Consider the following 24,449-nt stretch of genomic DNA (forward strand, 5'->3'; position numbering starts at 1 on the left):
TCCGATCTGTAGAGCCGCCAGTGCCTTCGTGGTGCTGGCGGCTTTTCGCTATCCGGCACCGCCGGTTCGAGCAGCCCCAGCCCTGTCCGGGACGCCCGTTGCCGCATAAGGCGTTGCAATGCGCGCATACCCCGATTAGGGCGACGCCACTTCCAGCCAACCCCCTATCAGGAGCTGCGTGACCATCATGGCCGCGAACCGTACCTTTTCGATCATCAAGCCCGATGCGACCCGTCGCAACCTGACCGGCGCCGTCACCAAGATGCTGGAGGAAGCGGGCCTGCGCGTCGTCGCGTCCAAGCGCATCCAAATGACCCGCGAGCAGGCCGAGGGCTTCTACGCCGTCCACAAGGAGCGCCCCTTCTTCAACGATCTGGTCGAGTTCATGATCTCGGGCCCGGTCGTCGTGCAGGTGCTCGAGGGCGAGAACGCCATGCAACGCAACCGCGACATCATGGGCGCGACCAACCCCGCCAATGCCGAGCCCGGCACGATCCGCAAGGAACTGGCCGAGTCGATCGAGGCCAACACGGTCCATGGTTCGGACTCGGATGAGAATGCGGCGATCGAGATCGCCTATTTCTTCAAGCCGGAAGAGATCGTCGGCTGATGGAATGGCGGCTGCGACGGGCGAGGGCGGGCGATGCGCACGCTTTGTCGCTCGTCGCAGCCGCGACGTTCCTGGAAACCTTTGTCGGGATCATCGCCGGTCCCGACATGGTCCGCCACTGTTCGACGAACAGCTCGCCGACCAAGTTCGACCGATGGATCGCCGATCCGCAATGCGTAGCCACGCTGGCCGAACATCGCGATGGCGCGGCGCCCGTCGGCTATACGCTGCTGACCCCGCCCGACCTTCCTGTCGAGACTTACGAACGCGATATCGAATTGCGCCGCATCTATACGCTGCTGCCCGCGCGCGGCACCGGTCTGGGCCATGCCCTGATGGCTCGGGCGATCGATGACGCACGGGCGTTGGGGGGCAAGCGGATACTATTGGGCGTGCTGGGCATCAACCATGTCGCGCGCGCCTTTTACGAGCGGGAAGGCTTCGAGCTCGCGGGCATGCGCCAGTTTCAGGTCGGCGACACGGTTTTTGACGACGCGATCTACGCCCGCGCCATCTAATCGTTCAGGGTCGGGCGCTGGCCCATGCCGCCGCCAGCTTGGCGGGTGTGCCCACCCGGTCCCGCAGCCGCAATCCCTCCAGGCGTAGCGTGCGACCGCGTAGCAGGCGTCCTTCGGTCCGCCAGATGATGTCATAGAGACCCGTCGCCGTCCGTGCGGTATCGCCGTCCCAGTAACGTGCGGTGATCAGCACCGGCAAACGCCCCTCGCGTTCGTCCGACCCGCCATCGGTCAGCGCCAGCAGCGGCGCCGCTATCGGTGCCGCCTCGATCGCGGGGGCGGAGAGGGGCGTCTGACGCTCGATCCCGGAGCCCTTGGGAAATTCGATGGTCAGGTCCGACAGGTCATGGCGGGGATCGCGAAGCGCGATACGGCGTCCGCCCTGTTCGACATCGGCCAGCAGATCGAGCCGACCACGCTCATGTCGCTGCGCACTGGCGGTGGCGGCCTTGTCCGCCGCGTCGCTCCGCCGTTGCGACCAGTTGAGATAGAGGGTCAGCGCGGCGACCATCAGCCCCGCCACCGCCACGAACTCCGCCAGCGTCAACAGTCGCCGCCGCGACCGCGCGCCGGGCGACGATGCGTCCCCGGCCTTGTCGCTCATCGTCCGCCCGCTTCCAGCAGAGCGGTCGGCGCGACCAATTCCCAACTCCGCGCGATCCGATCCTCGACCAGCCTCCAGTCGACATCGCCGCCCAACGGAATATCCGCCCAGCAGGGCTCGTTGCTGGGATCGGCGGTGCAGACGTGCAGCGTGGCCGCTTCGGTCGACACACGAACGAACGCCTCTCCCTCAACCAGGAAGCATGCTTCGCCATCCTTTGCTTCCTCGGTCGTGCCGGGCAACAGCATGGCGATGTCACGGACGCGGGAGAGGGGATCGGTCATCGGCGCACAAACTCCGTCAGGACGCGAGGATAGAGACGATGCTCCTCGACCAGCACGCGCGCCGCCAAGGCATCGGCGTCGTCGCCGGGCAGGATCGGCACTTCCGCCTGGCCCAGCACCTCGCCATCATCCAGTTCCTCGGTCACGATATGTACCGAGCACCCCGCCTTGTCGTCGCCCGCCGCGATCGCGCGAGCATGAGTGTCCAGCCCCTTGTACAGCGGCAATAACGACGGATGGATGTTGACGATCCGTCCGCGCCACTTCGCGACGAAATCGCCCGACAAGAGCCGCATGTAACCGGCCAGCGCGATCACCTCCACGCCCGCCTCACGAAGCGCGGCGTCGATCGCGGCCTCATAGGTGGGCTTGCCGATTCCCTTGGGCGACAGGGCGAAGGTCGCGATGCCCTGCTCGGCGGCCCAGGCGAGCCCCGCAGCCTCGGGCTTGTCGGACGCGACGAGCGCCACGGTATAGGCCGCACCCTCCGCCTGCGAGGCGACGACGAGCGACTGCATATTGGAGCCGCGGCCCGAAATCAGGATGCCGACCTTGACCGGCGTGTCAGGCCGCATGGGTCGCCGTCCAGTCGGCCTTGGCGCTCCAGGTGCCCGCCGAGCCCTTGACGGTGCAGCCGCGTTCGCCTGCCTCGACCCGGCCGATCGTCACGACCGTCTCGCCCGCCGTGCGCAGCGTTTCGGCCAGCGCCTCGGCCTGGTCGGCAGCCACGATCACCGCCATGCCGATCCCGCAATTGAAGGTGCGGGCCATTTCCTCGGGCTCGATCCCGCCCTGGGCCTGGAGGAAGGCCATCAGGCGGGGCTGTTCCCAGCCATCGGCATCGACCACTGCGTGAGCCCCCACGGGCAGGACACGCGGGATGTTTTCGAGCAGCCCGCCGCCGGTGATGTGAGCCAGCCCCTTGATGGTCCCCGCCTTGAGCGAGGGGAGCAGCGAGCGGACATAGATGCGAGTCGGGGCCATCAGCGCCTCGATCAGCAACCGCTCCTGATCGAACAGGGCCGGTCGGTCGAGCTTCCACCCCTTGTCCGCCGCCAGCCGCCGGACGAGCGAGAAGCCGTTGGAATGGACGCCCGACGAAGCCAGGCCCAGGATCACGTCGCCGTCCGCAATGCTCGCCCCGGTCAGCACCTGGGTCCGCTCCACCGCGCCGACGCAGAAGCCGGCCAGATCGTAGTCGCCGGGAGCATACATGCCGGGCATCTCCGCGGTTTCGCCACCGATCAGCGCGCAGCCCGCGATGCGGCAGCCCTCGGCGATCGAAGCGATTACTCGCTCGGGAACATCGCCCTCCAGCTTGGCGGTCGCGTAATAATCGAGGAAGAACAGGGGCTCCGCGCCCTGGACCACCAGGTCGTTGGCGCACATGGCCACCAGGTCGATGCCGACGCCGTCGTGGCGATCATGCTCGATGGCGAGCTTCAACTTGGTGCCCACGCCGTCATTCGCCGCGACCAGCAGGGGATCGGTGAAACCCGCCGCCTTGAGGTCGAAGAAACCGCCGAATCCTCCCAGGTCCGCATCGGCCCCGGGCCGCCGCGTCGCCTTGGCCAGCGGGCCGATCGCGCGGACCAGCGCATTGCCCGCGGCGATCGAAACCCCCGCATCGGCATAGGTGTAGGACGTGCCGGAAGCGGCGGGCGACGGGGTGGCGGACGGCGTGCTGTTGTCGGTCATGTTTGCCCGTTAGCTATATCGCGCTTGGATTTCCACGCCTGCTTCGCCAAAAGGCCGCGATGCGTTTGCGATTGCCCTCCGTGATGTTCGGTCTGGCCGCTCTTGCCGGCCTAGGCGTCGGGGGCGGTGCCGTGCTTGCCCAGATCGAGGGGCAGGCGCGCGGCGTCACCCCGATCGACAGTGGCGGCGCCTATGAGGTGACCGGCGTGTCCGTCGACGTGGCGGGCAAGACGGCGGAGGCCGCGCGTCTGGGCGGCTGGCGGATCGCGCAGCGCAAGGCATGGGCCGTACTGGCGCAGCGGCTGGGGCGTGGCGGCGTCGGCGCGTCCGATGGCCTGCTCGATTCGCTGGTCAGCGGCATCGTCGTCGAGAATGAGCAGATCGGCCCGAATCGCTATGTCGCGCGGCTGGGCGTGCTGTTCGATCGGGTGCGGGCGGCGGGCGTGCTGGGCGTGTCCGCCTATGCCGACCGGTCGCCGCCGATGCTGGTCCTGCCGCTTCAGGTGTCGGGCGGCACGCCGCAGATGTTCGAGGCGCGGACGCCCTGGCAACAGGCCTGGGCGCGTTTCCGCACCGGCAACAGTTCGATCGACTATATCCGGCCATCGGGCACGGGTTCGGACCCGCTGCTGCTGAATGCCGGGCAAATCGGGCGGCGGTCGCGCGGCTGGTGGCGGACGATCCTCGACCAATATGGTGCGTCCGACATCCTGATCCCCGTCGTTCATCTCTATCGCCAATGGCCCGGTGGCCCGGTGATCGGCCTGTTCGAGGCGCGGCATGGACCCGACAATGCCCTGATCGACACGGTGACGCTGCGGGTCGGGAGCACGGACGCGATCAACCAGTTGCTCGATACCGGCGTGGCCCGCCTGGACGGCATCTATCAGCGCGCCCTGGCCAGCGGGATGCTGCATCCCGACGCGACGCTGAACCCGCCGCCCAAGCCCGAGGAAACGGTGATCGACGATACCTCACCGGGCGAGGAACCGATTTCGGGCCTGGATGCGGTCATCGGCTCGACGGGTGCGGGGATCGCCGTCACGCTGCAATATGACGCGCCCAGCGCCAGTGCGGTGGCGAACGCAGAAAGTCTTATCCGCTCCATTCCCGGCGTCGTGCGCGCAGGCACGACCAGCCTGGCGCTGGGTGGCGTATCGCTGATGGCCGTCACCTATGACGGTGATCCCGAGCAGCTTCGTCGTGCGCTGGAACAACGCGGATTGCAGGTGTCCGGCTCGGGCACGACCTTGCGCATCCGGCGCGCGGCTCAGGTGCCCGCGCCCGCGCTCCCTTCGGATAATGCGATTACCGGATGAACCAGATGGCGTTGCCGCTGCAATGGCCGGCGGACCCCCGATCAGATGCGTTTCTGCTGACCGATTCGAACCGGATGGCGGCCAGGATGCTCGACCAGTGGGAGGCGTGGCCGACCATGGCCGCGATCCTGACCGGGCCGCGCAAGTCGGGCCGGTCGCTGCTCGCCCGCATCTTCGCCGCGCGCAGCGGTGGCACGATCATAGACGATGCCGAACGCATGCCGGAGGTGCAGATCTTCCACGCCTGGAACAATGCCCAGGCGGAGCGTCGGCCGCTGCTGATCGTCGCGGACGCGCCGCCGCCCCGCTGGCAGGTCAAGCTGCCCGACCTTCGCTCGCGCCTCGCCAACAGCAGCCTGGCCGAGATCGCCGCACCCCGACGACGAACTGGTCGCGGCGCTGTTCGAGCTGCTGTTCCAGCGGCGCGGGCTGGATGCCCGTCCCGATCTGATCGAGTGGCTGACGCTGCGGATCGAGCGTAGTCACCTTTCTGTCATCCGAGCAGTGGATATGCTGGATCAGGGGGCGATGGAACGGCGTGCGCGCTTGTCCATTCCCCTTGCACGATCCACCCTGACTGCGGCTGGCCTGATCGCCGAGCCGTAAGCCGCAAGCGAGCAAAGATGACCCGTCCAGCCCATATCGCGCAAATGTCCGAACCGGACGACGACCATTTCGCGGCTGAGCCGAACGGGCGGTATTTCAACCGCGAACTCTCCTGGCTGGCGTTCAACCGCCGCGTGCTGGAGGAAGCGTGCAACAGCGCGCATCCGCTGCTGGAGCGTCTGCGGTTCCTGTCGATCTCCGGATCGAACCTGGACGAATTCTTCATGGTCCGCGTTGCGGGGCTGAAGGGACAGCAGGCGCAGGACGTCGAGCAGCGCTCGGTCGACGGACTGACCCCGGCACAACAGTTGAGCGGTATCGTCGCCGAGGCGGATCGCCTGATGGCCAGCCAGCAGGAAGTATGGGGGGACCTGCGCGTCCTGTTGGACGAGGCGGGGATATTCGTCCTGCGGCGTGACGCGATCGACCAGGAAGCCAGCGCCTGGCTGGAAACCCATGTCCGGGAGCAGATATTCCCGATCCTGACGCCCCAGGCGCTCGACCCGGCCCATCCCTTTCCGTTCATTCCCAACAAGGGTCTGTCGATGATCTTCGACCTGACCCGCGTGTCGGACAAGGCACCGATCCGCGAGTTGGTGATGATCCCCGCGACGATGCCGCGCTTCGTCCGATTGCCGGGAGAGGGCGCGCGCTATGTCGCGATCGAGACGATCCTGCGGCGCTTCTCTGGGCTGCTGTTCCCCGGCTATGTCGTCAACGGTGCCGCGACCTTCCGCGTGCTGCGCGACAGCGATATCGAGATCGAGGAAGAGGCCGAGGATCTGGTCCGTTACTTCGTCAATGCGATCAAGCGACGTCGGCGCGGTCGGGTGATCCGGCTGGAGCTTGAGACGGGCATGCCGGACGAGTTGGCCGATGTGCTGCGTGACGAACTGGGCGGGGCCGACGCGATCATCACCGAGAGCGGCAATCTGCTGGGCATCGGCGACCTCGACATGTTGGTCGACGAGAACCGGCCCGACCTGAAATTCCCGCCCTATGCACCGCGCTTTCCCGAGCGAATCCGCGAATTTGCGGGCGATTGCTTCGCCGCGATCAAGGCCAAGGACATCGTCGTCCACCACCCGTACGAGACGTTCGAGGTGGTCATAGCCTTTCTGAAGCAGGCCGCCGCCGATCCCGATGTGGTGGCGATCAAGCAGACGCTCTATCGCGCGGGCAAGCAGTCGGCGGTGATCAACGCGCTGATCGCCGCTGCCGAGGCGGGCAAGTCGGTCACCGCCATCGTGGAACTGAAGGCGCGGTTCGACGAAGAGCAGAATCTCTACTGGGCCTCCGCCCTGGAACGCGCGGGCGTGCAGGTCGTCTATGGCTTCATCGACTGGAAGACCCATGCGAAGGTGTCGATGGTGGTGCGGCGCGAAGGGAACGACTTCCGCACCTATTGCCACTTCGGCACCGGCAATTATCACCCGATTACCGCGCGCATCTACACCGATATCAGCTTCTTCACCGCGGACCCGCTGATCGGGCGCGATGCGGCGCAGATGTTCAACTATATCACCGGCTATGTCGAACCGGCGGCCATGAACCGGGTCAGCCTGTCGCCGCGCGACCTCCGCCACAATTTGATGGCCTTGATCGATGCCGAGATCGCCCATGCCCGCGCCGGTCGTTCCGGTAGCCTGTGGGCGAAGGTCAACTCGCTGGTCGACCCGCAGGTCATCGAAAAGCTCTATGAGGCGAGCGGTGCGGGGGTGGAGATCGACCTGATCGTACGCGGCATCTGCTGCCTGCGCCCCGGCGTTCCCGGCATGTCCGAAAATATCCGGGTCAAGTCGGTCGTCGGCCGCTTCCTGGAGCATAGCCGCATCTGGGCGTTCGGCGACGGAAAGCCGCTGCCGCATGACGCGGCCAAGGTCTTCATCTCCTCGGCAGACTGGATGCCGCGCAATTTCGACCGGCGGGTCGAATATATGCTGCCCATCCTGAACCCGACCGTCCATGACCAGATATTGGACCAGGTGATGGTCGCCAATCTGCTGGACAATGAACAGAGCTGGGAACTGGAGCCGGACGGCAGCTATGTTCGCGAAGAGCCGGGCGACCAGCGTCCCTTCAACCTGCATCGGTATTTCATGACCAATCCTTCCCTATCCGGGCGCGGCGCCGCGCTCGACACCAGCAAGGCGGTGCCGACCCTGTCGCTCCGGCGGCAACGTTGACGCGGCTTCGCTGATCGATGGCGGAACCTCGCGCGCCGCGTACGGCGATCATCGACATCGGGTCCAACTCGGTCCGTCTGGTCGTCTATCAGGGACCGGCACGGCTGCCCGCGATCCTGTTCAACGAGAAGGTGATGGCCGGGCTGGGACGCGGTCTGGCCGCCACTGGGGCGATCGATCCCGCCGCCCTGGCCAAGGCGCAGGTGGCCGTGGCGCGCTTCGCCATACTGGCGCGGGAAATGGGGGTGACGAGCCTTCGCACCGTGGCGACGGCGGCCGTGCGCGATGCGGCCAATGGCGGCGAGTTGATCGCCTGTGCCGAGTCGCTGGGGCTAGAAGTCGAACTGCTGTCGGGCGAGCAGGAGGCCAAGGCGGCGGGCGAGGGCGTCCTGTCGGCCATTCCCGACGCGGACGGCATTGTCGGCGATCTTGGTGGCGGCAGCCTTGAACTGGTTCGCGTTCGGGAAGGGGATGTCGAGGATCGCGTATCCTTCCCGTTGGGCGTTTTGCGCATTCCTGCCTTACGCGAACGCGGCGGGAAGGCGTTCGAGCGGCACATCGCCCGGCTGATCGAGGATGCGGGCTGGGAAGGCCGGGGCAGGGGGCTGCCCTTCTATATGGTCGGCGGCTCGTGGCGCGCGCTGGCGCGGCTGGACATGACGCTGGCCGATTATCCCCTGCCGGTGCTTCATCATTACGAACTTACGCCGGTCGATATCCTGCGTCTGTCGCGGACCATTCCGCATCTCGGCAAGGCGCGCCTGCGTGAAGTGCAGGGCCTGTCGTCCAGTCGCGCCGCCACGCTGGGCGATGCGACCGCGCTGCTCAGCGTGTTGCTCAAGCATCTGGGGAGCAGCACCACGGTCGTCTCCGCCTTCGGTCTGCGGGAAGGGTTGTTGTTCGGCGCGCTCGACGCCCGGACACGTTCGCTCGATCCGCTGATCGTCGCGGCGCGGGAGGAGGGGCGGTTGCTGGGCCGCTTTCCCGAGCATGGCGATCTGCTCGACGGCTGGATCTCGCCCTTGTTCGAGGAGGAAGCGGCAGCCGATGCCCGGCTCCGTCATGCCGCCTGTCTGCTCGCCGATGTCGGTTGGCGTGCCAATCCCGAATTTCGGGCCGAACGCGGCGTGGAGATCGCCCTGCACGGCAATTGGGTGGGGATCGACGCGACCGGGCGCGCCATGCTCGCACAGGCGCTTCACACCAGTCTGGGCGGCGGGCTGGCCGTGCCCGTGCCGCTGACGGAACTGGCGACCCCGGCCCAGTTGAAACAGGCGACGAACTGGGGCCTGGCGATGCGGCTGGGTCAACGGCTGAGCGGCGGTCTGGCCGGGCCATTGGAGCGCACCGGGCTGGTCATGGGCGACACGACGCTCGCGCTCGCCATGCGGGATGAGGATCGGGGCTTTTATGGCGAAGCGGTCGAGCGCCGCCACGCCGCATTGGCCACGGCCTTGGGAAGGACGGCGGAGCGGATCAGCCGCACTTGAAGCGGATGATCCGACCCTGTGCGTCGGTCTCGACGTTCAGCCGGTCGGGCCGGAAGTCCATCGTGACGACCGTGTCGGGCGCGATGACCCGCAAAGTGCGCGCGCCGGAGGTCTTCATGACCTGATCCCGCATCGATTCGGCCCAGACCTTGCCGACGAGCCTGGCAACCTTGCCATCGCCACAGCCGAGATCGTCGGTCATGGTTTCCGTCCTGGGCGCGGGGGCACAAGCGGCGAGACCGAACGAAACGGCCAGGGCGAGGACGCGGATCATGATTCTTCCTCCGCGGTGCGGACCATCTTCAACTTGCCGCCCTTGACGACGAAGCCGGTCCGCCCCTCGACCAGATCGAGCGCATCGCGGCCGAACTGCTCGAATCGCCAGCCATCCAGTATCGAAAGGCCGCTGCGAACCCCCGCCGCGAGCATTTCCAGATCGTCGGCGCGGGCAAGAAGGCGCGGTGCCACATCGATGTCGCGCGCGCGGATCTTGAGCAACAACTTGAGCAGATCGGCCACCAGGGCACCCTCACGCCCCATGCCCGGCTTGCGATCGTCGCGCGCGGGCAGTTCGTCGGCGCCCAGCGGCGCGGCACTTTCCAGCGCATCCATCAGGCGACTGCCGATATCGTTGCTCGCCCATGTCGCCGACAACCCGCGCACCTTCGCCAGATCGACCTGCTTGCGCGGCGGATGGCCCGCCAGATCGGCCAGCGTCTCGTCCTTGACGATACGGCCGCGCGGCAGGTCCTTGGCCTGCGCCTCCAACTCGCGCCAACGGGCCAGCGCCTTCAGGCGGCCCAGCATGTCGGGCTTGCGGCCCGATACGCGCACCCGCTTCCAGGCGCAGTCGGGATCATTGGCATAGTGCGACGGATCGGCGAGCCGCTCCATTTCCTGATCCAGCCATGCCCCGCGCCCGGTCTTGCGCAGCCGCTCCAGCATCTTGGGAAAGATCGCCGACAAATGCGTGACGTCGCCGATCGCATAATCGACCTGGCGCTGGTCGAGCGGGCGGCGTGACCAGTCGGTGAAGCGCGCGCCCTTGTCGACCTGGATACCAAGCCAGCTGTCGACCAGGTTCGAATAGCCGATCTGTTCGCCTTGCCCCAGCGCCATCGCCGCGATCTGCGTGTCGAACAGCGGATGCGGGGTCTTGCCGGTCAGGTTATAGATGATCTCGATATCCTGCCCACCGGCATGAAAGACCTTGAGCACCGCGTCATTGTTGACCAGCAGGTCGAGCAGCGGCGTCATGTCCAGCCCCGGCGCCTTCGGATCGATCGCCGCCGCTTCCTCGGTGTCGGCGATCTGGATCAGGCAGAGCTCGGGCCAATAGGTGCTCTCGCGCATGAATTCGGTATCGACCATGACATAGTCGGCTTGCGACAGGCGGGCACAGAGATTGGCGAGCGTGGCGCTGTCGGTAATCAACGGATGAACGTGCATCGCCTGCACATAGCCCGGCCCGCGCGGGTTGACAAAGAGGAACGCGCGGGCGGCCCATTCGGGCACATTGGGATTGACAAAAGGGGGGTAGGCGGGGAAGCGGCTGGGCTTTCCCAGACGTTCAGAGAATGTTCGCCATGCACGCCTATCGTACTCATAACTGTGCCGCGCTGACGGCCGAAGCCGTGGGCCAGACGGTCCGCCTGTCCGGCTGGGTCCATCGCAAGCGCGATCATGGCGGCGTGCTGTTCGTCGACCTGCGCGACCATTACGGCATCACCCAGATCGTCGCGGATAGCGACACGCCCGCGCTCGCCATCCTGGAGAGCGTTCGGGTCGAGTCGGTCGTGACGATCGACGGCGTGGTCAAGGCGCGCTCGGCGGGCACGGTGAACCCTAACCTCGCGACCGGTGAGATCGAGGTGTTCGCGCGCGGCGCGACCATCCTTTCCGCCGCCGAGGAACTGCCCATGCCGGTGGCGGGCGAGCAGGAATATCCCGAGGATATCCGCCTCCGTTACCGCTTCCTCGACCTGCGTCGCGAGACGCTGCACGCCAATATCGTGCGCCGGACTCAGGTGATTTCCGACATGCGGCGTCGCATGGAGACGGCGGGCTTCACCGAATATTCGACCCCGATCCTCACCGCTTCCTCGCCCGAGGGTGCGCGCGACTTTCTGGTGCCAAGCCGCATCCATCCGGGCAAGTTCTACGCGCTGCCCCAGGCGCCGCAGCAATATAAGCAGTTGCTGATGGTCGCGGGCTTCGACCGCTATTTCCAGATCGCGCCCTGCTTCCGCGACGAAGACCCGCGCGCCGACCGTCTGCCGGGCGAATTCTACCAGCTCGACCTGGAGATGAGCTTCGTCACCCAGGAAGAGGTGTGGGAGACGATGGAGCCGGTGATCGGCGGCATCTTCGAGAAGTTCGCCGACGGTCGTACCGTCACCCCGATCGGCCAGTTCCCGCGTATTCCCTATTCGGAATCGATGCTGAAATACGGCAACGACAAGCCCGACCTGCGTAATCCGCTGATCATCACCGATGTCTCGGAGCATTTCACCAGCTCGGGCTTCGGGCTGTTCGAGAAGATCGTCGGCTCGGGCGGCGTCGTCCGCGCGATCCCGGCGCCGGGCACCGCCGAGAAGAGCCGCAAATTCTTCGACGAGATGAACGAGTGGGCTCGTGCCGAGGGCCATGCGGGACTTGGCTATGTCACTCGCAAGGGCGGCGAGTTCGGCGGCCCGATCGCCAAGAACCACGGCACCGAGGGGATGGAGGCGATCTATGCCGCGCTCGGCCTGGGCCCCGATGACGGCCTGTTCTTCGCGGCGGGCAAGGTCGAGGCGGCCACCAAGCTGGCAGGGCTCGCGCGCACGCGGGTCGCCGAGCAACTCGGCCTGATCGAGGAGGGCGCGTTCCGCCTGTGCTGGATCGTCGACTTCCCCTTCTACGAATGGGATGAGGACGAGAAGAAGGTCGAGTTCGCGCACAACCCGTTCTCGATGCCGCAGGGGGGGATGGAGGCGCTCAACTCCGCCGATCCGTTATCGCTCAAGGCGTATCAGTATGACCTGGTCTGCAACGGTTTCGAGATCGCCTCGGGTTCGATCCGCAACCAGAGCCCTGAACTCATGGTCAAGGCGTTCGAGCTGGTTGGCCTGTCCAAGGCCGATGTCGAGGAGCGCTTCGGCGGCCTCTACCGGGCCTTCCAGTATGGCGCGCCGCCGCATGGTGGCATGGCGGCGGGCGTCGACCGCATTGTCATGCTGATCTGCGGCGCTCAGAATCTGCGCGAAATCTCGCTGTTCCCGATGAACCAGCGCGCGGAAGATCTGCTGATGGGTGCCCCCAGCCTGCCCAGCACCAAGCAGATGCGCGAATTGTCGCTCCGCTCGACCGCCGAGCCGAAAAAGGATGTGGATCAGGTCGTCGCCGCTTCGGCGGGCTGATCCCGTCACTATCGCTGCGTAAAAAAGGGCGGGCACCGATTTCGGCGTCCGCCCTTTTCGTGTCGTGTCCGGGCCAGGGGCCCGGACCGACTCCCTTAAGCCGTGGCCAGCGCTGGAGTAGCGGGCTTGAACTCGCCCTGCTCATCCATGACGTGCAGCACGCCGTCCGCGATCGCGAAATAAGCGCCACGCAGGGTCAGCTTGCCGGCTTCCTCGCGGCTGGTGACGAAGGGGAAGGTGCGCAGATTGGCGATCGACGTGCGGACCGACTCCAGTTCCATCTCGCGCATCGCATCGGGACCGTCGCCATGCTTGGCGATGACCTTTTCGCGGGCGCCGTCGAGCAGGCTCACCCAGTCGGAAACGAAGCCGCCCTCACCCTGTGGGGCATGCGCGAAGCCTTGCGTCAGCGCCGCCTTGCAGCCGCCACAGGCGCCATGGCCCATGACGACGACATCGGTCACTTCGAGCTGCGTCACCGCGAATTCCAGCGCCGCCGACACGCCGTGATGACCACCACCCGTCTCGAACGGGGGCACGAGGTTGGCGACGTTGCGCACGACGAAGATTTCGCCGGGCAGCGTGTCGAAAATCTGGGCCGGATCGACGCGGCTGTCGGAGCAGGCGATCACCATCACCTTCGGGCTCTGGCCTTCCTTCAATTCGGCCCAGCGGTCGCGCTGGCGACGCCAATCGGAAGTCCGAAAGCGCTGATAGCCATCCACGAGGTCGTTAAAGTCGGTCATTGCTCTCTCTTATCCAGTTCAGGAAATCATGCTCTAGCAGGCGAACCCGAGCGTGGCCGTTTCGGTTCCATATCAAATTGTGTCTGTCGCGCGATACCTTGGACGCGCATCGCAGGCATTGTGTCCGGCGGGGACCATCGCTATTTCGCGGGGCATGAACGAGTTGACACCGTTGGTCGCGCCGGTGCGCGCGCGCAAGCCGGACTGGATCCGCGTCAAGGCTCCGACCAGCGCCGGGTTCGCCGCCACGCGCGAGCTGATGCGGGCCAAGAGCCTGACGACCGTCTGCGAAGAGGCCGCCTGTCCGAACATCGGCGAATGCTGGTCGAAGAAGCATGCGACCGTCATGATCCTGGGCGACACCTGCACCCGCGCCTGCGCCTTCTGCAACGTGAAGACCGGCATGCCGCGCAAGGTCGACGCGATGGAGCCGCAGAATGTCGCGGATGCCGCCGCGCAGATGGGGCTGAACCATATCGTCGTCACCTCGGTCGACCGGGACGACCTGCCCGATGGCGGCGCATCGCAGTTCGTGAAGGTGATTGAGGCACTGCGTCGCACCACGCCGAACACGACCATCGAAATCCTGACGCCGGACTTCCGCAACAAGGCGCAGGCCGCGATCGAGTCGATCGTCGAGGCGCGGCCCGATGTCTACAACCATAACCTGGAAACGGTCCCCCGGCTCTATCCGACGATCCGGCCGGGTGCGCGCTATTATGCGTCGCTGCGCCTGCTGGAGAGCGTGAAGCGCCACGACCCGTCGATATTCACCAAGTCGGGCGTGATGCTGGGCCTGGGCGAAGAGCGGCTGGAGGTGCATCAGGTGATGGACGACATGCGCTCGGCCGACATCGATTTCCTGACCATGGGCCAGTATCTCCAGCCGACGCCGCGCCATGCCAAGGTCGCCGAGTTCGTCACACCCAAGGCGTTCGACGCCTATGCCTCGATCGCGCGCGCCAAGGGCTTCCTGCTGGTCGCCAGCTCGCCGCTGACGCGCTCCAGCTATCATGCGGGCGACGATTTCGAGCGGCTGCGGGCGGCGCGCGAGGCGAAGCTGGCTGCCAAACGCTGATGCCCAAGCATAGCGAGACACGGCATCTGCCCTATACGCCGGAGCAGATGTTCGATTTGGTCGCCGATGTGGCGCGCTACCCGGAATTCCTGCCCTGGGTTTCCGCGATGCGCGTCCGATCGGACTCGGATAGCGAGACGGTGGCCGACATGATCGTCGGCTTCAAGGGGCTGCGCGAGACCTTCACCAGCCGCGTGACCAAGACCCGCCCCGAGTCGATCGACGTCGATTATCTCGACGGGCCGCTCAAATATCTGCGCAACAACTGGCGTTTCCGGCCCCAGGAACAGGGTTGCGCGGTCGACTTCACCGTCGACTTCGCGTTCAAGAACCGGGTGTTCGAGATGCTGGCGGGGCAGGTGTTCGGCACCGCACTCCGCCGCATGATCGGCGCGTTCGAGGATCGCGCCGCCAAGCTTTACGGCAGCAGCAACTCCAGCGCCAACAGCGCCGCCTGAAGCCGGATCGCGCCGCGCCCGATGTCGCCGAATTCGTGGCGCTCGGCCTTTACATCCTCGGGGTCGCCGTCACGTAGCGCACGGGCGAAGACGACGGTGCCGACCGGCTTCTTCGCCGTACCGCCGCCGGGGCCCGCCACGCCAGTGATCGCCACCGCCACATCGGCCTCGCTGGCCGCCAGCGCGCCCTGCGCCATACCCCAGGCGGTCGCCGTCGATACCGCGCCGAACGTGTCGATTACCTCGGGATTGACCTTGAGCATCGCGATCTTGGCCTGGTTCGAATAGGTGACGAACCCCGCCTCGACCACGTCGGACGATCCCGGAATTTCGGTCAGTGCGGCGGACACCAGCCCACCGGTGCAGCTTTCGGCCAAGGCGACGCGGCGACCCGCCGCGCGGTTCTCGGTCACGACCCGTTCGGCCAGGGCGATCAATTCCCGGGGCAGCAGCACGTCCATCAGCGGTTCCCGTTCGTGCAAAGCGGCAGATCGGGCACGGCGACCTGCCGCCCTCGTGCCTTTTCCGTCTTGAGATATTGCAGCGCGGTCACGACGACCGACGCCATGTTGCGCGGGGGCAGGGGGGCCAACTGCGTCACCAGCCGGTCGATCGTCCCGCAGTCCTCCAGCCCGATCCGCCCGACGATGAACGGCACGAGCAGCGAGGTCAGCAACGGACGGGCGTAATCCGACTGCAACAGCGTATCGATCGCCGGGTCCGACAGCTTGACGATCGCGGCACGGGCGGCAGGCCAGGCCTGATCCGCCGCGCTCTCATATTTGGCGATGAGGGTGCCTCCACCCCGGATCAGGCTAGTGGCGGGCAGTCGTGCTCCGCATACCCGACCGGTTTCGCGCAATATGTCGGGCATGGCGACCAGCGTCATCGCCTCCGCCTCGGGCGCGGTGATGCAGGAGCGGGCCTGAGCGCTCGCGATCTCCGGAGCGATCAATGCCGCAAGCGCGACGATCAGACCCAAGCGCTTCATGCGGGCATTCCCCCGGGGAGGCGCACGGTGGCGATCGCCTGCGCCGCGATGCCTTCGCCGCGTCCGGTAAAGCCCAGGCGTTCGGTCGTCGTGGCCTTCAGGCTGACCCGGCTCCGCTCGATGTTCAGCAGGCCGGCGATCCGTTCGACCATGGCGGCGCGGTGAGGGCCGATCTTGGGCGCTTCGCAGATGATGGTCAGGTCGACGAAATCGATCCGCCCGCCCTTATCGGCGATCAGCTTGGCGGCATGTTGCAGGAACTGGCCCGACTCGGCCCCCTTCCATTGCGGATCGCTCGGCGGAAAATGGGTGCCGATGTCGCCCGCCGCGATCGTGCCGAGCAGCGCGTCGGTCAGCGCATGGAGCGCGACATCGGCATCGCTATGTCCCGACAGCCCCTGATGATGCGGGATCAGCACGCCGCCCAGCCAGAGTTCTTCGCCATCTTCCAGACGGTGAACGTCGAAACCCATCGCGGTCCGGGTTTCCCATGCCAGTCGCATATCAGCGCCGGCCAAGTCGTCGGGATAGGTGATTTTCTCGAGCATGGCATCGCCCTGCACCAAAGCGACGCGCCCGCCAAGCCGTCGCACCATCTGCGCATCGTCGGTCGCCTCGGCATCGGCGGGCCATGCAGCATGGGCGGCGATGACCGATTGCAGGTGAAAGCCCTGCGGGGTCTGCACCCGGACGACGCCGTTACGCGGTACGGTTTCGCCCAGATGGACGCCGTCCGGCCGCAGGCTTTCCCGCGCCAGCGTATCCGCGACCGGCAGCACCGGCATCGCGCCATCGGCCGCTTCCAGCCCAGCCAGAACGCGGTCGATCACGTCGTGCGAGAGGCAGGGGCGAGCGGCGTCGTGGATCAGCACCTTCTCGACCCCGGCGAGAGCGAGTTGCCGCAAACCGTTCGCCACCGATTCGCGGCGGCTGGCCCCACCGGCCTCGCACCAGGCGCTTGGCAGAAGGTTGCGCACCGTCTCCAACTGATCCGCCGCGACCATGGTCAGCACGGGGCCAATCGCGGGATGTGCGGCAAAGGCGGCATGGCTCCATGCCAGCATCGGACGGCCGCCCAGATCGCGAAACTGTTTCGGTATGCCGCCGCCCATCCGACTGCCGCCACCCGCCGCGACGATCAATGCGGCGATCTTTCCATTCTCGCTCATAAGGCCGCGACCTAGCGGCTTTTCGCCCGTACCGCCAATCTTGCCTCGTGGTGCATGTTCGCGTAGAGGGACTGCTTATTTTTCAGGCAGTATGATGCGTAATCTCGCCCCCATTCAGGTCGGTCCGGTGACGATCGACAGCCCCGTCGTTCTGGCGCCGATGACCGGCGTCACCGACATGCCGTTTCGCACGCTGGTCCGCCGCTATGGTTCGGGCTTGAACGTGACCGAGATGATCGCCAGCCAAGCCGCCATCCGCGAGACGCGTCAATCGATCCAGAAGGCCGCATGGCATCCGCTGGAGGAGCCGGTGTCGATGCAGCTGGTCGGCTGCACGCCCTATGAAATGGGTGAGGCGGCCAGGCTGAACGCCGATCGCGGCGCGGCGATCATCGACATCAATATGGGCTGTCCGGTACGCAAGGTCGTCAACGGCGATGCGGGCTCGGCTTTGATGCGCGACCTGAAACTGGCGGCGGAGATCATTCGTGCGACGGTGGAGGCGGTGGATGTGCCGGTGACGCTGAAAATGCGGATGGGCTGGTGCCATGACAGCCTGAACGCCCCCGAATTGTCGCGCATCGCCGAGGATATCGGCGTGAAAATGATCACCGTCCATGGTCGCACCCGCAACCAGATGTACAAGGGGCAGGCGGACTGGGCCTTCATCCGCCAGGTGAAGGATGCGGTATCCATCCCCGTCATCGCCAATGGCGACATCTGTTCGGTGGACGATGCCGACATGGCGCTGGACCAGTCGGGCGCGGACGGAGTGATGATCGGGCGTGGCGCCTATGGTCGCCCTTGGCTGTTGGGGCAGGTCATGCATTGGTTCGCAACCGGCGAACGTCGCGAGGATCCGCCGCTGGGCGAACAATATCGTGTCGTTGCCGAACATTATGACGCGATGCTTGACCATTATGGTACCGAGACGGGCGTCAACATGGCCCGCAAGCATATCGGCTGGTACACACGCGGACTTCACGGCTCCGCCGAGTTCCGCAACAAGGTCAATCAGGAAGCCAGTGCCGACCGCGTCAAGGCGATGCTGTACGACTTCTACGTGCCGCAGATCGAGCTTGCAGCCGCGGCCTGATACGACGCGCCATGGCCGACCGGGTTTCGCGGCATTGTTCGCCGCCCTGCCGGTCGCGGTCGTGGTGGTCGATCCAGAGGATCGGATCGCCCATGCCAACGGGCTTGCCGAACAGCTGTTGAACCTGTCCGAGCGGTTGATGATCGGACAGCCGCTGGCGGCGATCCTGCCCCCGCCCGATGCGCCTCGCAGTCGCGACGGGCATGGCTTCGCCGTGTACGACACGGTCATCGCGACACCGCGCGGCCACAAGATCCGGGTCGATTTTGTCGAAGCGCAAATCCCCGATCATACGGGCTGGCGAGCGATCACCCTGCACAGCGCCGGACAGTCGCGCCGTCTGGCCCATGCCTCGGAACGCAGCGCCGGTGCGCGGGCCGCCATAGGCGCCGCCGCGATGCTCGCGCACGAGATCAAGAACCCGCTGTCCGGCATCCGGGGTGCGGCGCAACTCCTCAACGGTGGCGAGTTGACCACGCTGATCACCACCGAGGTGGACCGGATCGCCGCGCTCATCGATCGGATGCAGGATTTCAGCGATACCAGACCCTTGCCGCTGGCATCGGAGAATATCTATCCGCTGCTCGCCCATGCGCGGGGGGTGGCGCTGGCCGGTTTCGCGCGTGGTATCCAGATCGAGGAGCGGTTCGACCCTTCGTTGCCGCCCGCGCGGATCAATCGCGACGCCTTGCTTCAGATCGTCATCAACCTGTTGAAGAACGCGCGCGAAGCGGTTCGGTCCGTGCGCAACCCCCGGATCATCCTGACGACCGCCTATCGTCATGGCATGTCGGTCAGCACGGACGATGGACGGACCCGCCTGCCTCTGCCCATCGAAATCTGCGTGATCGACAATGGCCCGGGCGCGCCTCCGGACATCGCGGACCACATGTTCGATCCCTTCGTCTCCAGCCGCCGCGAGGGGCAGGGGCTCGGCCTTGCCCTTGTCGACAAGCTGGTCCGCGACATGAGCGGCATCATTCAATATGCAAGAGAGGGCTCGCCCGAAATGACCGTCCTGCGTCTGTTGCTGCCCCGGGCCGCCGTATGAGCCATGTCCTGGTCGTCGATGACGACGCCGCGATCCGCACCGTGGTCGGGCAGGCGCTGCGCCGCGCAGGGCATGAAGTCACGACGGTGGAAACGCTGGCCCGGCTCGACAAGATGCTGGCGGGCGGCGCGCCGGACATATTGGTGACGGACGTCATCCTGCCCGACGGTGACGGGATCGACCATATCCGAAGCGTCGCCCAGCGTTTTCCAACCCTGCCCATCATCATCCTGTCAGCGCAGAATACCCTGACCACGGCGGTGCGCGCGGCGGAGGTGGGCGCCTATGAATATCTGCCGAAGCCCTTCGACCTCGACGCGCTGACCAATGCGGTGGCGGGGGCGCTGGCGCGGCGGGGGGTGCTGGTCGAGGACGCCTTGCCGGACGACGATCGCGCGCTTCCGCTGATCGGTCGCTCGCAGGCGATGCAAAGCGTGTATCGCATCATCGCGCGCGTGATCGCGACCGACCTCACCGTGCTGATCTCCGGCGAGTCGGGAACCGGCAAGGAACTGGTCGCGCGGGCGATCCACGATCTGGGCCCGCGCCGCGCGGCCCCGTTCCTGGCGATCAACATGGCCGCGATCCCGCGCGAATTGATCGAGGCCGAGTTGTTCGGCCATGAACGCGGCGCGTTCACCGGCGCGGCACAGCGCAATGCAGGGCGCTTCGAACAGGCGGCCGGCGGCACCCTGTTCCTCGACGAAATCGGCGACATGCCGATGGAGGCGCAGACCCGGTTGCTGCGGGTCCTCCAGTCGGGCGAGTTCACCACCGTGGGCGGCGCGCGGACGATCCGTACCGATGTCCGCATCGTCGCGGCGACGAACCGCGATCTCGGCCAACAGGTCGTATCCGGCCAGTTCCGCGAAGACCTGTTCTACCGTCTCAACGTCGTCCCCATCGCACTCCCCGCCTTGCGCGAGCGGCGACAGGATATCCCCTTGCTGGCCCGGCATTTCCTGGAGAACGCCGCGTTGCAGGGTCTGCCGAGGCGGCGGATCGACAGTCAGGCGGTCGATGTGCTGGTGGCGCATGACTGGCCCGGCAATGTGCGCGAACTGGAGAATATGATGCGTCGCCTCGCCGTCCTGGCGCGCGACGAGGTGATCGATGCGGAGGCGATCCGCGCGATGATGGGCGAAGCGCGTCAGTCGCCTCATGGTCCGGACGACGCGCATGGCGGCGATCTGGCGGCTGCGGTCCGCAGCTATCTCGCGCGGCTTGCCGTGGAGCGTCCCGCGTCGCTGGATGACGGCTCGCTTTACGACCGTGTCATCGGCGAGGTCGAACGCCCGTTGATCGAAGCGATGCTGGCGCGACACGGCGGCAATCAACTTCGAACCGCCCGCGCGATGGGGATCAATCGCAATACCCTGCGCAAGCGGCTCGACACGCTTCACATTCCGGTCAGTGGCGATGACGAGTCGGCGGATTGACTAACGAAATTTTTACGAATTGTGGCTTGCAGGTCACGCTTCACGTTGTACGATTGCAACGATGTTGGCGTCCCTGAAGCCTGCCGGTCCCATCGAACCGCCGCGATCCCGCTTCGCGGTGACACCGGCGGTGGAGGTGGCGATCGTTATCGGTGCGATCGCCATCGCCGCCGGAGCCTATTGGTTCATCGACCAGCGGCATGATGCGCAGGGACTGATTGCGCCGCCGGTCATCGCCGGTCTGCTGGCCCTCAATCTCGTGCCGGGCATTCTGCTCCTGATGCTGCTCGGGCGGCGGGTCGCCATGCGGCGCGCGGCGGAGTCTGCGGTCGGCGGGGGCGGGCGGCTTCATGTCCGACTGGTGGCGATCTTCTCGCTCACTGCCAGCGTCCCCATCCTGCTGACCGTCGTGACGGCGTCGGTGATGTTCCAGTCGTCGGCGGAATTCTGGATTTCCGACCGCGCCCGCAAGGCGTTCAGCGACGCGATGGACATCGCCCGCCAGTCGCAGCAGCAGATCATCAACCGCTGGGTCTTTGCCGGGCGCGCCATGTCGCAGGACCTGGGGCGCAACCTGCCGGTGCTGCGCGAGAACCGGCGCGACTTCCACGATTATCTGGTCCAGCAGACGATCGTGCGCGACATGGAGGAGGCGGTCCTCTTCTCCTATGATCCCAAACAGGGCTTCAAATTCTACGACTTCTTCAATCAGCCGACCGATGCAAGCTTCCGAGAGTTGGTGACGCCCGAAATGATGGGCCAGGCCAGCCGGTCGAACCGGCCCGAAGTCGGTATCAACGAACAACGCGTCTGGGTCGTCACGCCCCTGCCGGACAGCAGCGGGATCATGCTCTACGTCGGGACCAGCGTGAACGCCGCGTTCCTGAGCAAACAGCATTTCGCCGCCGAAGATGTAGTCGAGGGCTATCGCGCGTTGCAGGGCCGGGCCCGGTCTCTCCAGCTGAAGTTCAACATCGCTTTGTTCTTCGTCGCCCTGCTAATCGTCGGGATCGCGGTGTGGATCGCGCTGGCGGTGGCCGATCGGCTGGTGCGACCGGTGGGCGAACTGGTCGATGCGGCCCGGCGCATCGCGGGCGGTGACCTGACCGCCCGCGTGCCCGATCCCCGCACCCGCGACGAGGTCGGCACGCTGGCCAATGCGTTCAACCAGATGACCGGCCAGTTGGAACAGCAGAATACCGAACTGGTCACCGCCAACGCCCAACTCGACAATCGCCGTGCGCTGATCGAGGCGGTGATGGCGGGGGTTTCGGCGGGCGTCGTCGCGATCGGTGCCGATCGCCAGGTCCGGATCGCCAACAACTCCGCCGACATGCTGCTCGGCGTAGAGCCGGGCGGACTGATCGGCCATCGCCTGATCGAGGTCGCCCCCGAACTGGACGCACTGCTCGACCAGGGGCGGCGGGAGGCGACGGTGCAGGTCGCGCTGCACGGCGACATGCGGACGCTGGCGGTGCGGATCGCGCAGACGGCGGACGGGCCGATCCTGACCTTCGATGACATCACGCAGCAATTGCTCGATCAGCGCCGGGCCGCCTGGTCGGATGTCGCACGGCGCATCGCGCATGAGATCAAGAACCCGCTGACCCCCATCCAGTTGGCGGCGGAGAGGCTCCAGCGGCGCTATGGCAAGGTCATCGATCCGCAGGACGAAACCTTCGGTCGCCTGACCGAGACGATCGTCCGTCAGGTTGGCGACCTGCGCCGGATGGTCGACGAATTCTCCTCCTTCGCGCGTATGCCCAAACCGGTCTTTCGCGAGGAAGCGATCGCGGACATCTGCGCCCAGGCGATGTTCCTCCATGAGGTCGCCCATCCCGAGATCCGCTTCGAGATGGAGCAGGACGAGCCCGCGCCGATGATGGTTTGTGACCGGCGGCAGATGAGCCAGGCGCTGACCAACATCGTCAAGAATGCGGTGGAGGCGATCGAGGCGCGGCCGGACGGGATGAAGGGCGGCCATGTCATGCTGACCGTCGGGCAGCAGGGGGGCATGGTGACGATTACCGTTGCCGATAACGGCGTCGGCCTGCCGCCCGAGCGCGACAGGATCATAGAGCCCTATATGACGACGCGCGCGCGCGGCACCGGCCTGGGCCTCGCCATCGTCAACAAGATCATCGCGGAACATGCCGGCACGATCGGCTTTTCCGACAATCCTACCGGCGGCACCATCGTTTCGATGATGTTCGATGCCGGCGCCCTGGCGGCGCTGGATCAGGGTGGCGCCGAACCCGAACTGGCTGGGGAGGGCCAGCTCACCGCTTTGACTCGTACTCGGACGTAAAGAATCATGGCTTTGGACATTCTCGTCGTCGATGACGAACTCGATATCCGCGAACTGGTCGCCGGCGTGCTGGAGGATGAGGGCTATGACGCCCGAGTCGCCGCCGACAGCGATGCCGCGCTGGAGGCTGTGGCCGTGCGGCGACCGTCGCTGGTACTGCTCGACGTCTGGTTGCAGGGCTCGAAGCTCGACGGTCTGGAACTGCTCGATGAGATCAAGCGGCGCGACCCCTCGATCCCTGTGCTGGTCATTTCGGGCCACGGCAACCTCGACACGGCGGTGGCGGCGATCCGGAAAGGGGCCGCAGACTTCATCGAAAAGCCGTTCGAGGCCGAACGCCTGTTGCTGATGGTCGGGCGCGCGACCGAGACCGAGCGGTTGCGGCGCGAGAACGCCTCGCTGCGCGCCAGTGCCGGGCGGGAAACCGATCTCACCGGTTCCTCCAGCGCGATCAACGGCATCCGCGCCACCCTGAAGCGTGTTGCCGCGACCGGAAGCCGCGTGCTGATCATGGGCGCGGCGGGTGTCGGCAAGGAAGTCGCGGCGCGGCTACTCCACGGCTGGAGCAACCGGTCGAGTGCGCCTTTCGTGGTCGTCAGTGCGGCGCGCATGACGCCCGAGCGCGTCGATGAAGAATTGTTCGGGGTGGAGGAGGGGGGGGACCTCGTCCGCACCGGGCTGCTGGAACAGGCGCATGGCGGCACCTTGTTCCTGGACGAGATCGCCGACATGCCGATCGCGACCCAGGCGCGTATCCTGCGCGTGTTGACCGACCAGAGCTTCACGCGCGTCGGCGGTACGCGGGTGGTGAAGGTCGATGTCCGCGTCGTCTCCGCCACGGCGCGCGACCTGACGCAGGAGATCGCCGAGGGCAGGTTCCGCGAGGACCTTTATTATCGCCTCAACGTCGTGCCGGTGACCATCCCTTCGCTGTCCGAACGGCGGGAAGACATCCCGCCGCTGGTCGAGCATTTCATGGCGCATTACGCCACCGAACGCCGCGTCCGCACGCCCGAGATCGCGCCCGATGCGATGGTCGCGATGCAATCCTATGACTGGCCGGGCAATGTCCGCCAGCTTCGCAACGTGGTCGAGCGGACCATCATCCTGGCACCGGGCGACCGCGTCGGCCGCATCGACCTGGACCTGTTGCCCGCCGAAGTGCTGGGAGAGGGGGCCGATATGGGGGGCGGGGGCGCCACCGCCATCATGGGTGCTCCCTTGCGCGAGGCGCGTGAGAGTTGGGAGCGCGAATATTTGCGCGTCCAGATCCGGCGTTTTTCGGGCAACATCTCCCGCACCGCCAGCTTCATCGGGATGGAACGGTCCGCGCTCCACCGCAAGCTGAAGCTGCTGGGGATCAGCGAGACGCGCGACGAGTGACGCAATGGTCATGC

At 66.2% G+C, this 24,449-nt stretch carries 23 protein-coding genes and 1 pseudogene; 14 read left to right on the forward strand and 10 right to left on the reverse strand.

Features of this window, described 5'->3' with window-relative positions:
• Positions 1-187: 187 nt before the first annotated feature.
• Together ndk and QE379_RS11175 are read left to right on the forward strand one after the other, a co-directional pair.
• Positions 188-610, forward strand: coding sequence for a nucleoside-diphosphate kinase (gene ndk, locus QE379_RS11170; RefSeq protein ID WP_042482585.1), 423 nt, complete (start codon positions 188-190; stop codon positions 608-610).
• Positions 610-1,128 carry a GNAT family N-acetyltransferase gene (locus tag QE379_RS11175; protein ID WP_307000516.1) on the forward strand — a complete coding sequence of 173 codons (519 nt, stop codon included), beginning with the start codon at positions 610-612 and terminating at the stop codon, positions 1,126-1,128. The genes ndk and QE379_RS11175 overlap by 1 nt, the downstream gene beginning before the upstream one ends.
• Before the next feature lie 4 nt (positions 1,129-1,132).
• On the opposite strand, the gene QE379_RS11180 is transcribed toward QE379_RS11175, so the two are convergent.
• Genes QE379_RS11180 through purM form a run of 4 tightly spaced genes read right to left on the reverse strand, consistent with a single transcriptional unit; the run spans position 1,133 to position 3,714 of the window.
• Positions 1,133-1,732, reverse strand: a complete 600-nt coding sequence (locus QE379_RS11180; protein ID WP_307000520.1) for a hypothetical protein — start codon at positions 1,730-1,732, stop codon at positions 1,133-1,135.
• A complete protein-coding gene (locus tag QE379_RS11185; RefSeq protein WP_307000523.1) occupies positions 1,729-2,016 on the reverse strand; it encodes an MmcQ/YjbR family DNA-binding protein in 288 nt (95 codons plus the stop codon). The genes QE379_RS11180 and QE379_RS11185 overlap by 4 nt, the downstream gene beginning before the upstream one ends.
• Positions 2,013-2,591: a phosphoribosylglycinamide formyltransferase gene (gene purN, locus QE379_RS11190; protein WP_307000525.1), complete on the reverse strand. Its 579-nt coding sequence runs from the start codon at positions 2,589-2,591 to the stop codon at positions 2,013-2,015. The genes QE379_RS11185 and purN overlap by 4 nt, the downstream gene beginning before the upstream one ends.
• Positions 2,581-3,714: a phosphoribosylformylglycinamidine cyclo-ligase gene (gene purM / locus QE379_RS11195; protein WP_307000528.1), complete on the reverse strand. Its 1,134-nt coding sequence runs from the start codon at positions 3,712-3,714 to the stop codon at positions 2,581-2,583. Before purM ends, purN begins: the two co-directional genes overlap by 11 nt.
• Before the next feature lie 59 nt (positions 3,715-3,773).
• On the opposite strand from purM, the gene QE379_RS11200 reads away from it, so the two are divergent.
• From QE379_RS11200 to QE379_RS11215, 4 genes and pseudogenes are all read left to right on the forward strand, one after another.
• Positions 3,774-5,033: a heavy-metal-associated domain-containing protein gene (locus tag QE379_RS11200; RefSeq protein WP_307000531.1), complete on the forward strand. Its 1,260-nt coding sequence runs from the start codon at positions 3,774-3,776 to the stop codon at positions 5,031-5,033.
• A pseudogene (locus QE379_RS11205) lies at positions 5,030-5,639 on the forward strand (chromosomal replication initiator DnaA). Before QE379_RS11200 ends, QE379_RS11205 begins: the two are co-directional and overlap by 4 nt.
• A 17-nt stretch (positions 5,640-5,656) precedes the next feature.
• Complete coding sequence (locus QE379_RS11210) at positions 5,657-7,825, forward strand: RNA degradosome polyphosphate kinase (protein WP_373461771.1); 2,169 nt, start codon at positions 5,657-5,659, stop codon at positions 7,823-7,825.
• Positions 7,826-7,842: 17 nt separating this feature from the next.
• Positions 7,843-9,315 (forward strand): Ppx/GppA family phosphatase, encoded by a 1,473-nt coding sequence (locus QE379_RS11215; RefSeq protein WP_307000533.1) that lies wholly within the window; start codon positions 7,843-7,845, stop codon positions 9,313-9,315.
• Here QE379_RS11215 and QE379_RS11220 read toward each other — a convergent pair.
• The gene (locus QE379_RS11220) at positions 9,302-9,517 is read right to left on the reverse strand and encodes an I78 family peptidase inhibitor (RefSeq protein ID WP_307000536.1); all 216 of its coding nucleotides are present in this window, start codon (positions 9,515-9,517) and stop codon (positions 9,302-9,304) included. The genes QE379_RS11215 and QE379_RS11220 overlap by 14 nt on opposite strands.
• A 68-nt stretch (positions 9,518-9,585) precedes the next feature.
• The gene (gene rnd / locus QE379_RS11225) at positions 9,586-10,764 is read right to left on the reverse strand and encodes a ribonuclease D (protein ID WP_307003181.1); all 1,179 of its coding nucleotides are present in this window, start codon (positions 10,762-10,764) and stop codon (positions 9,586-9,588) included.
• 137 nt (positions 10,765-10,901) lie between these two features.
• On the opposite strand from rnd, the gene aspS reads away from it, so the two are divergent.
• Positions 10,902-12,716 (forward strand): aspartate--tRNA ligase, encoded by a 1,815-nt coding sequence (gene aspS, locus QE379_RS11230; RefSeq protein WP_307003183.1) that lies wholly within the window; start codon positions 10,902-10,904, stop codon positions 12,714-12,716.
• Positions 12,717-12,811: 95 nt separating this feature from the next.
• On the opposite strand, the gene QE379_RS11235 is transcribed toward aspS, so the two are convergent.
• Entirely contained in the window at positions 12,812-13,462 is a 651-nt protein-coding gene (locus QE379_RS11235; RefSeq protein ID WP_307000539.1) for a carbonic anhydrase, read from the reverse strand.
• Between the two features lie 154 nt (positions 13,463-13,616).
• Between QE379_RS11235 and lipA the strand changes: the two genes are divergently transcribed.
• Positions 13,617-14,540, forward strand: a complete 924-nt coding sequence (lipA, locus tag QE379_RS11240; protein WP_230480649.1) for a lipoyl synthase — start codon at positions 13,617-13,619, stop codon at positions 14,538-14,540.
• The gene (locus QE379_RS11245; RefSeq protein ID WP_307000541.1) at positions 14,540-14,998 is read left to right on the forward strand and encodes a type II toxin-antitoxin system RatA family toxin; all 459 of its coding nucleotides are present in this window, start codon (positions 14,540-14,542) and stop codon (positions 14,996-14,998) included. Before lipA ends, QE379_RS11245 begins: the two co-directional genes overlap by 1 nt.
• Here QE379_RS11245 and QE379_RS11250 read toward each other — a convergent pair.
• From QE379_RS11250 to QE379_RS11260, 3 genes are read right to left on the reverse strand one after another with little or no spacing between them, the layout of a single operon-like run.
• Positions 14,959-15,459 (reverse strand): CinA family protein, encoded by a 501-nt coding sequence (locus tag QE379_RS11250; RefSeq protein WP_307000543.1) that lies wholly within the window; start codon positions 15,457-15,459, stop codon positions 14,959-14,961. The two genes, QE379_RS11245 and QE379_RS11250, sit on opposite strands and share 40 nt — an antisense overlap.
• Positions 15,459-15,989 (reverse strand): hypothetical protein, encoded by a 531-nt coding sequence (locus QE379_RS11255; RefSeq protein WP_307000545.1) that lies wholly within the window; start codon positions 15,987-15,989, stop codon positions 15,459-15,461. Before QE379_RS11255 ends, QE379_RS11250 begins: the two co-directional genes overlap by 1 nt.
• Positions 15,986-17,158, reverse strand: a complete 1,173-nt coding sequence (locus QE379_RS11260; protein WP_307000547.1) for a bifunctional 2-C-methyl-D-erythritol 4-phosphate cytidylyltransferase/2-C-methyl-D-erythritol 2,4-cyclodiphosphate synthase — start codon at positions 17,156-17,158, stop codon at positions 15,986-15,988. Before QE379_RS11260 ends, QE379_RS11255 begins: the two co-directional genes overlap by 4 nt.
• A gap of 91 nt (positions 17,159-17,249) precedes the next feature.
• Here QE379_RS11260 and dusB point away from each other — a divergent pair, with 91 nt between their 5' ends.
• The 5 genes from dusB (at position 17,250) to QE379_RS11285 (ending at position 24,435) form a co-directional block, all read left to right on the forward strand.
• Entirely contained in the window at positions 17,250-18,254 is a 1,005-nt protein-coding gene (gene dusB, locus QE379_RS11265) for a tRNA dihydrouridine synthase DusB (RefSeq protein WP_373461772.1), read from the forward strand.
• Positions 18,238-19,305 (forward strand): nitrogen regulation protein NR(II), encoded by a 1,068-nt coding sequence (locus QE379_RS11270; RefSeq protein ID WP_307000549.1) that lies wholly within the window; start codon positions 18,238-18,240, stop codon positions 19,303-19,305. Before dusB ends, QE379_RS11270 begins: the two co-directional genes overlap by 17 nt.
• Positions 19,302-20,744, forward strand: a complete 1,443-nt coding sequence (gene ntrC, locus QE379_RS11275; RefSeq protein ID WP_307000553.1) for a nitrogen regulation protein NR(I) — start codon at positions 19,302-19,304, stop codon at positions 20,742-20,744. Before QE379_RS11270 ends, ntrC begins: the two co-directional genes overlap by 4 nt.
• Positions 20,745-20,805: 61 nt before the next feature.
• Complete coding sequence (locus QE379_RS11280) at positions 20,806-23,052, forward strand: ATP-binding protein (RefSeq protein ID WP_307000555.1); 2,247 nt, start codon at positions 20,806-20,808, stop codon at positions 23,050-23,052.
• Between the two features lie 6 nt (positions 23,053-23,058).
• Positions 23,059-24,435, forward strand: coding sequence for a sigma-54 dependent transcriptional regulator (locus QE379_RS11285; protein WP_267433375.1), 1,377 nt, complete (start codon positions 23,059-23,061; stop codon positions 24,433-24,435).
• Positions 24,436-24,449: the final 14 nt, after the last annotated feature.

The organism is Sphingomonas sp. SORGH_AS_0879, assembly GCF_030819175.1.
GTDB lineage: Bacteria > Pseudomonadota > Alphaproteobacteria > Sphingomonadales > Sphingomonadaceae > Sphingomonas.

Bases quoted from the DNA above. Each gene is read 5' to 3' on its own strand.
- ndk (WP_042482585.1), top strand. From the start codon at position 188: ATGGCCGCGAACCGTACCTTTTCGATCATCAAGCCCGATGCGACCCGT.
- QE379_RS11175 (WP_307000516.1), top strand. From the start codon at position 610: ATGGAATGGCGGCTGCGACGGGCGAGGGCGGGCGATGCGCACGCTTTG.
- QE379_RS11180 (WP_307000520.1), bottom strand. From the start codon at position 1,732: ATGAGCGACAAGGCCGGGGACGCATCGTCGCCCGGCGCGCGGTCGCGG.
- QE379_RS11185 (WP_307000523.1), bottom strand. From the start codon at position 2,016: ATGACCGATCCCCTCTCCCGCGTCCGTGACATCGCCATGCTGTTGCCC.
- purN (WP_307000525.1), bottom strand. From the start codon at position 2,591: ATGCGGCCTGACACGCCGGTCAAGGTCGGCATCCTGATTTCGGGCCGC.
- purM (WP_307000528.1), bottom strand. From the start codon at position 3,714: ATGACCGACAACAGCACGCCGTCCGCCACCCCGTCGCCCGCCGCTTCC.
- QE379_RS11200 (WP_307000531.1), top strand. From the start codon at position 3,774: ATGCGTTTGCGATTGCCCTCCGTGATGTTCGGTCTGGCCGCTCTTGCC.
- QE379_RS11210 (WP_373461771.1), top strand. From the start codon at position 5,657: ATGACCCGTCCAGCCCATATCGCGCAAATGTCCGAACCGGACGACGAC.
- QE379_RS11215 (WP_307000533.1), top strand. From the start codon at position 7,843: ATGGCGGAACCTCGCGCGCCGCGTACGGCGATCATCGACATCGGGTCC.
- QE379_RS11220 (WP_307000536.1), bottom strand. From the start codon at position 9,517: ATGACCGACGATCTCGGCTGTGGCGATGGCAAGGTTGCCAGGCTCGTC.
- rnd (WP_307003181.1), bottom strand. From the start codon at position 10,764: ATGCACGTTCATCCGTTGATTACCGACAGCGCCACGCTCGCCAATCTC.
- aspS (WP_307003183.1), top strand. From the start codon at position 10,902: ATGCACGCCTATCGTACTCATAACTGTGCCGCGCTGACGGCCGAAGCC.
- QE379_RS11235 (WP_307000539.1), bottom strand. From the start codon at position 13,462: ATGACCGACTTTAACGACCTCGTGGATGGCTATCAGCGCTTTCGGACT.
- lipA (WP_230480649.1), top strand. From the start codon at position 13,617: ATGAACGAGTTGACACCGTTGGTCGCGCCGGTGCGCGCGCGCAAGCCG.
- QE379_RS11245 (WP_307000541.1), top strand. From the start codon at position 14,540: ATGCCCAAGCATAGCGAGACACGGCATCTGCCCTATACGCCGGAGCAG.
- QE379_RS11250 (WP_307000543.1), bottom strand. From the start codon at position 15,459: ATGGACGTGCTGCTGCCCCGGGAATTGATCGCCCTGGCCGAACGGGTC.
- QE379_RS11255 (WP_307000545.1), bottom strand. From the start codon at position 15,989: ATGAAGCGCTTGGGTCTGATCGTCGCGCTTGCGGCATTGATCGCTCCG.
- QE379_RS11260 (WP_307000547.1), bottom strand. From the start codon at position 17,158: ATGAGCGAGAATGGAAAGATCGCCGCATTGATCGTCGCGGCGGGTGGC.
- dusB (WP_373461772.1), top strand. From the start codon at position 17,250: ATGATGCGTAATCTCGCCCCCATTCAGGTCGGTCCGGTGACGATCGAC.
- ntrC (WP_307000553.1), top strand. From the start codon at position 19,302: ATGAGCCATGTCCTGGTCGTCGATGACGACGCCGCGATCCGCACCGTG.
- QE379_RS11280 (WP_307000555.1), top strand. From the start codon at position 20,806: ATGTTGGCGTCCCTGAAGCCTGCCGGTCCCATCGAACCGCCGCGATCC.
- QE379_RS11285 (WP_267433375.1), top strand. From the start codon at position 23,059: ATGGCTTTGGACATTCTCGTCGTCGATGACGAACTCGATATCCGCGAA.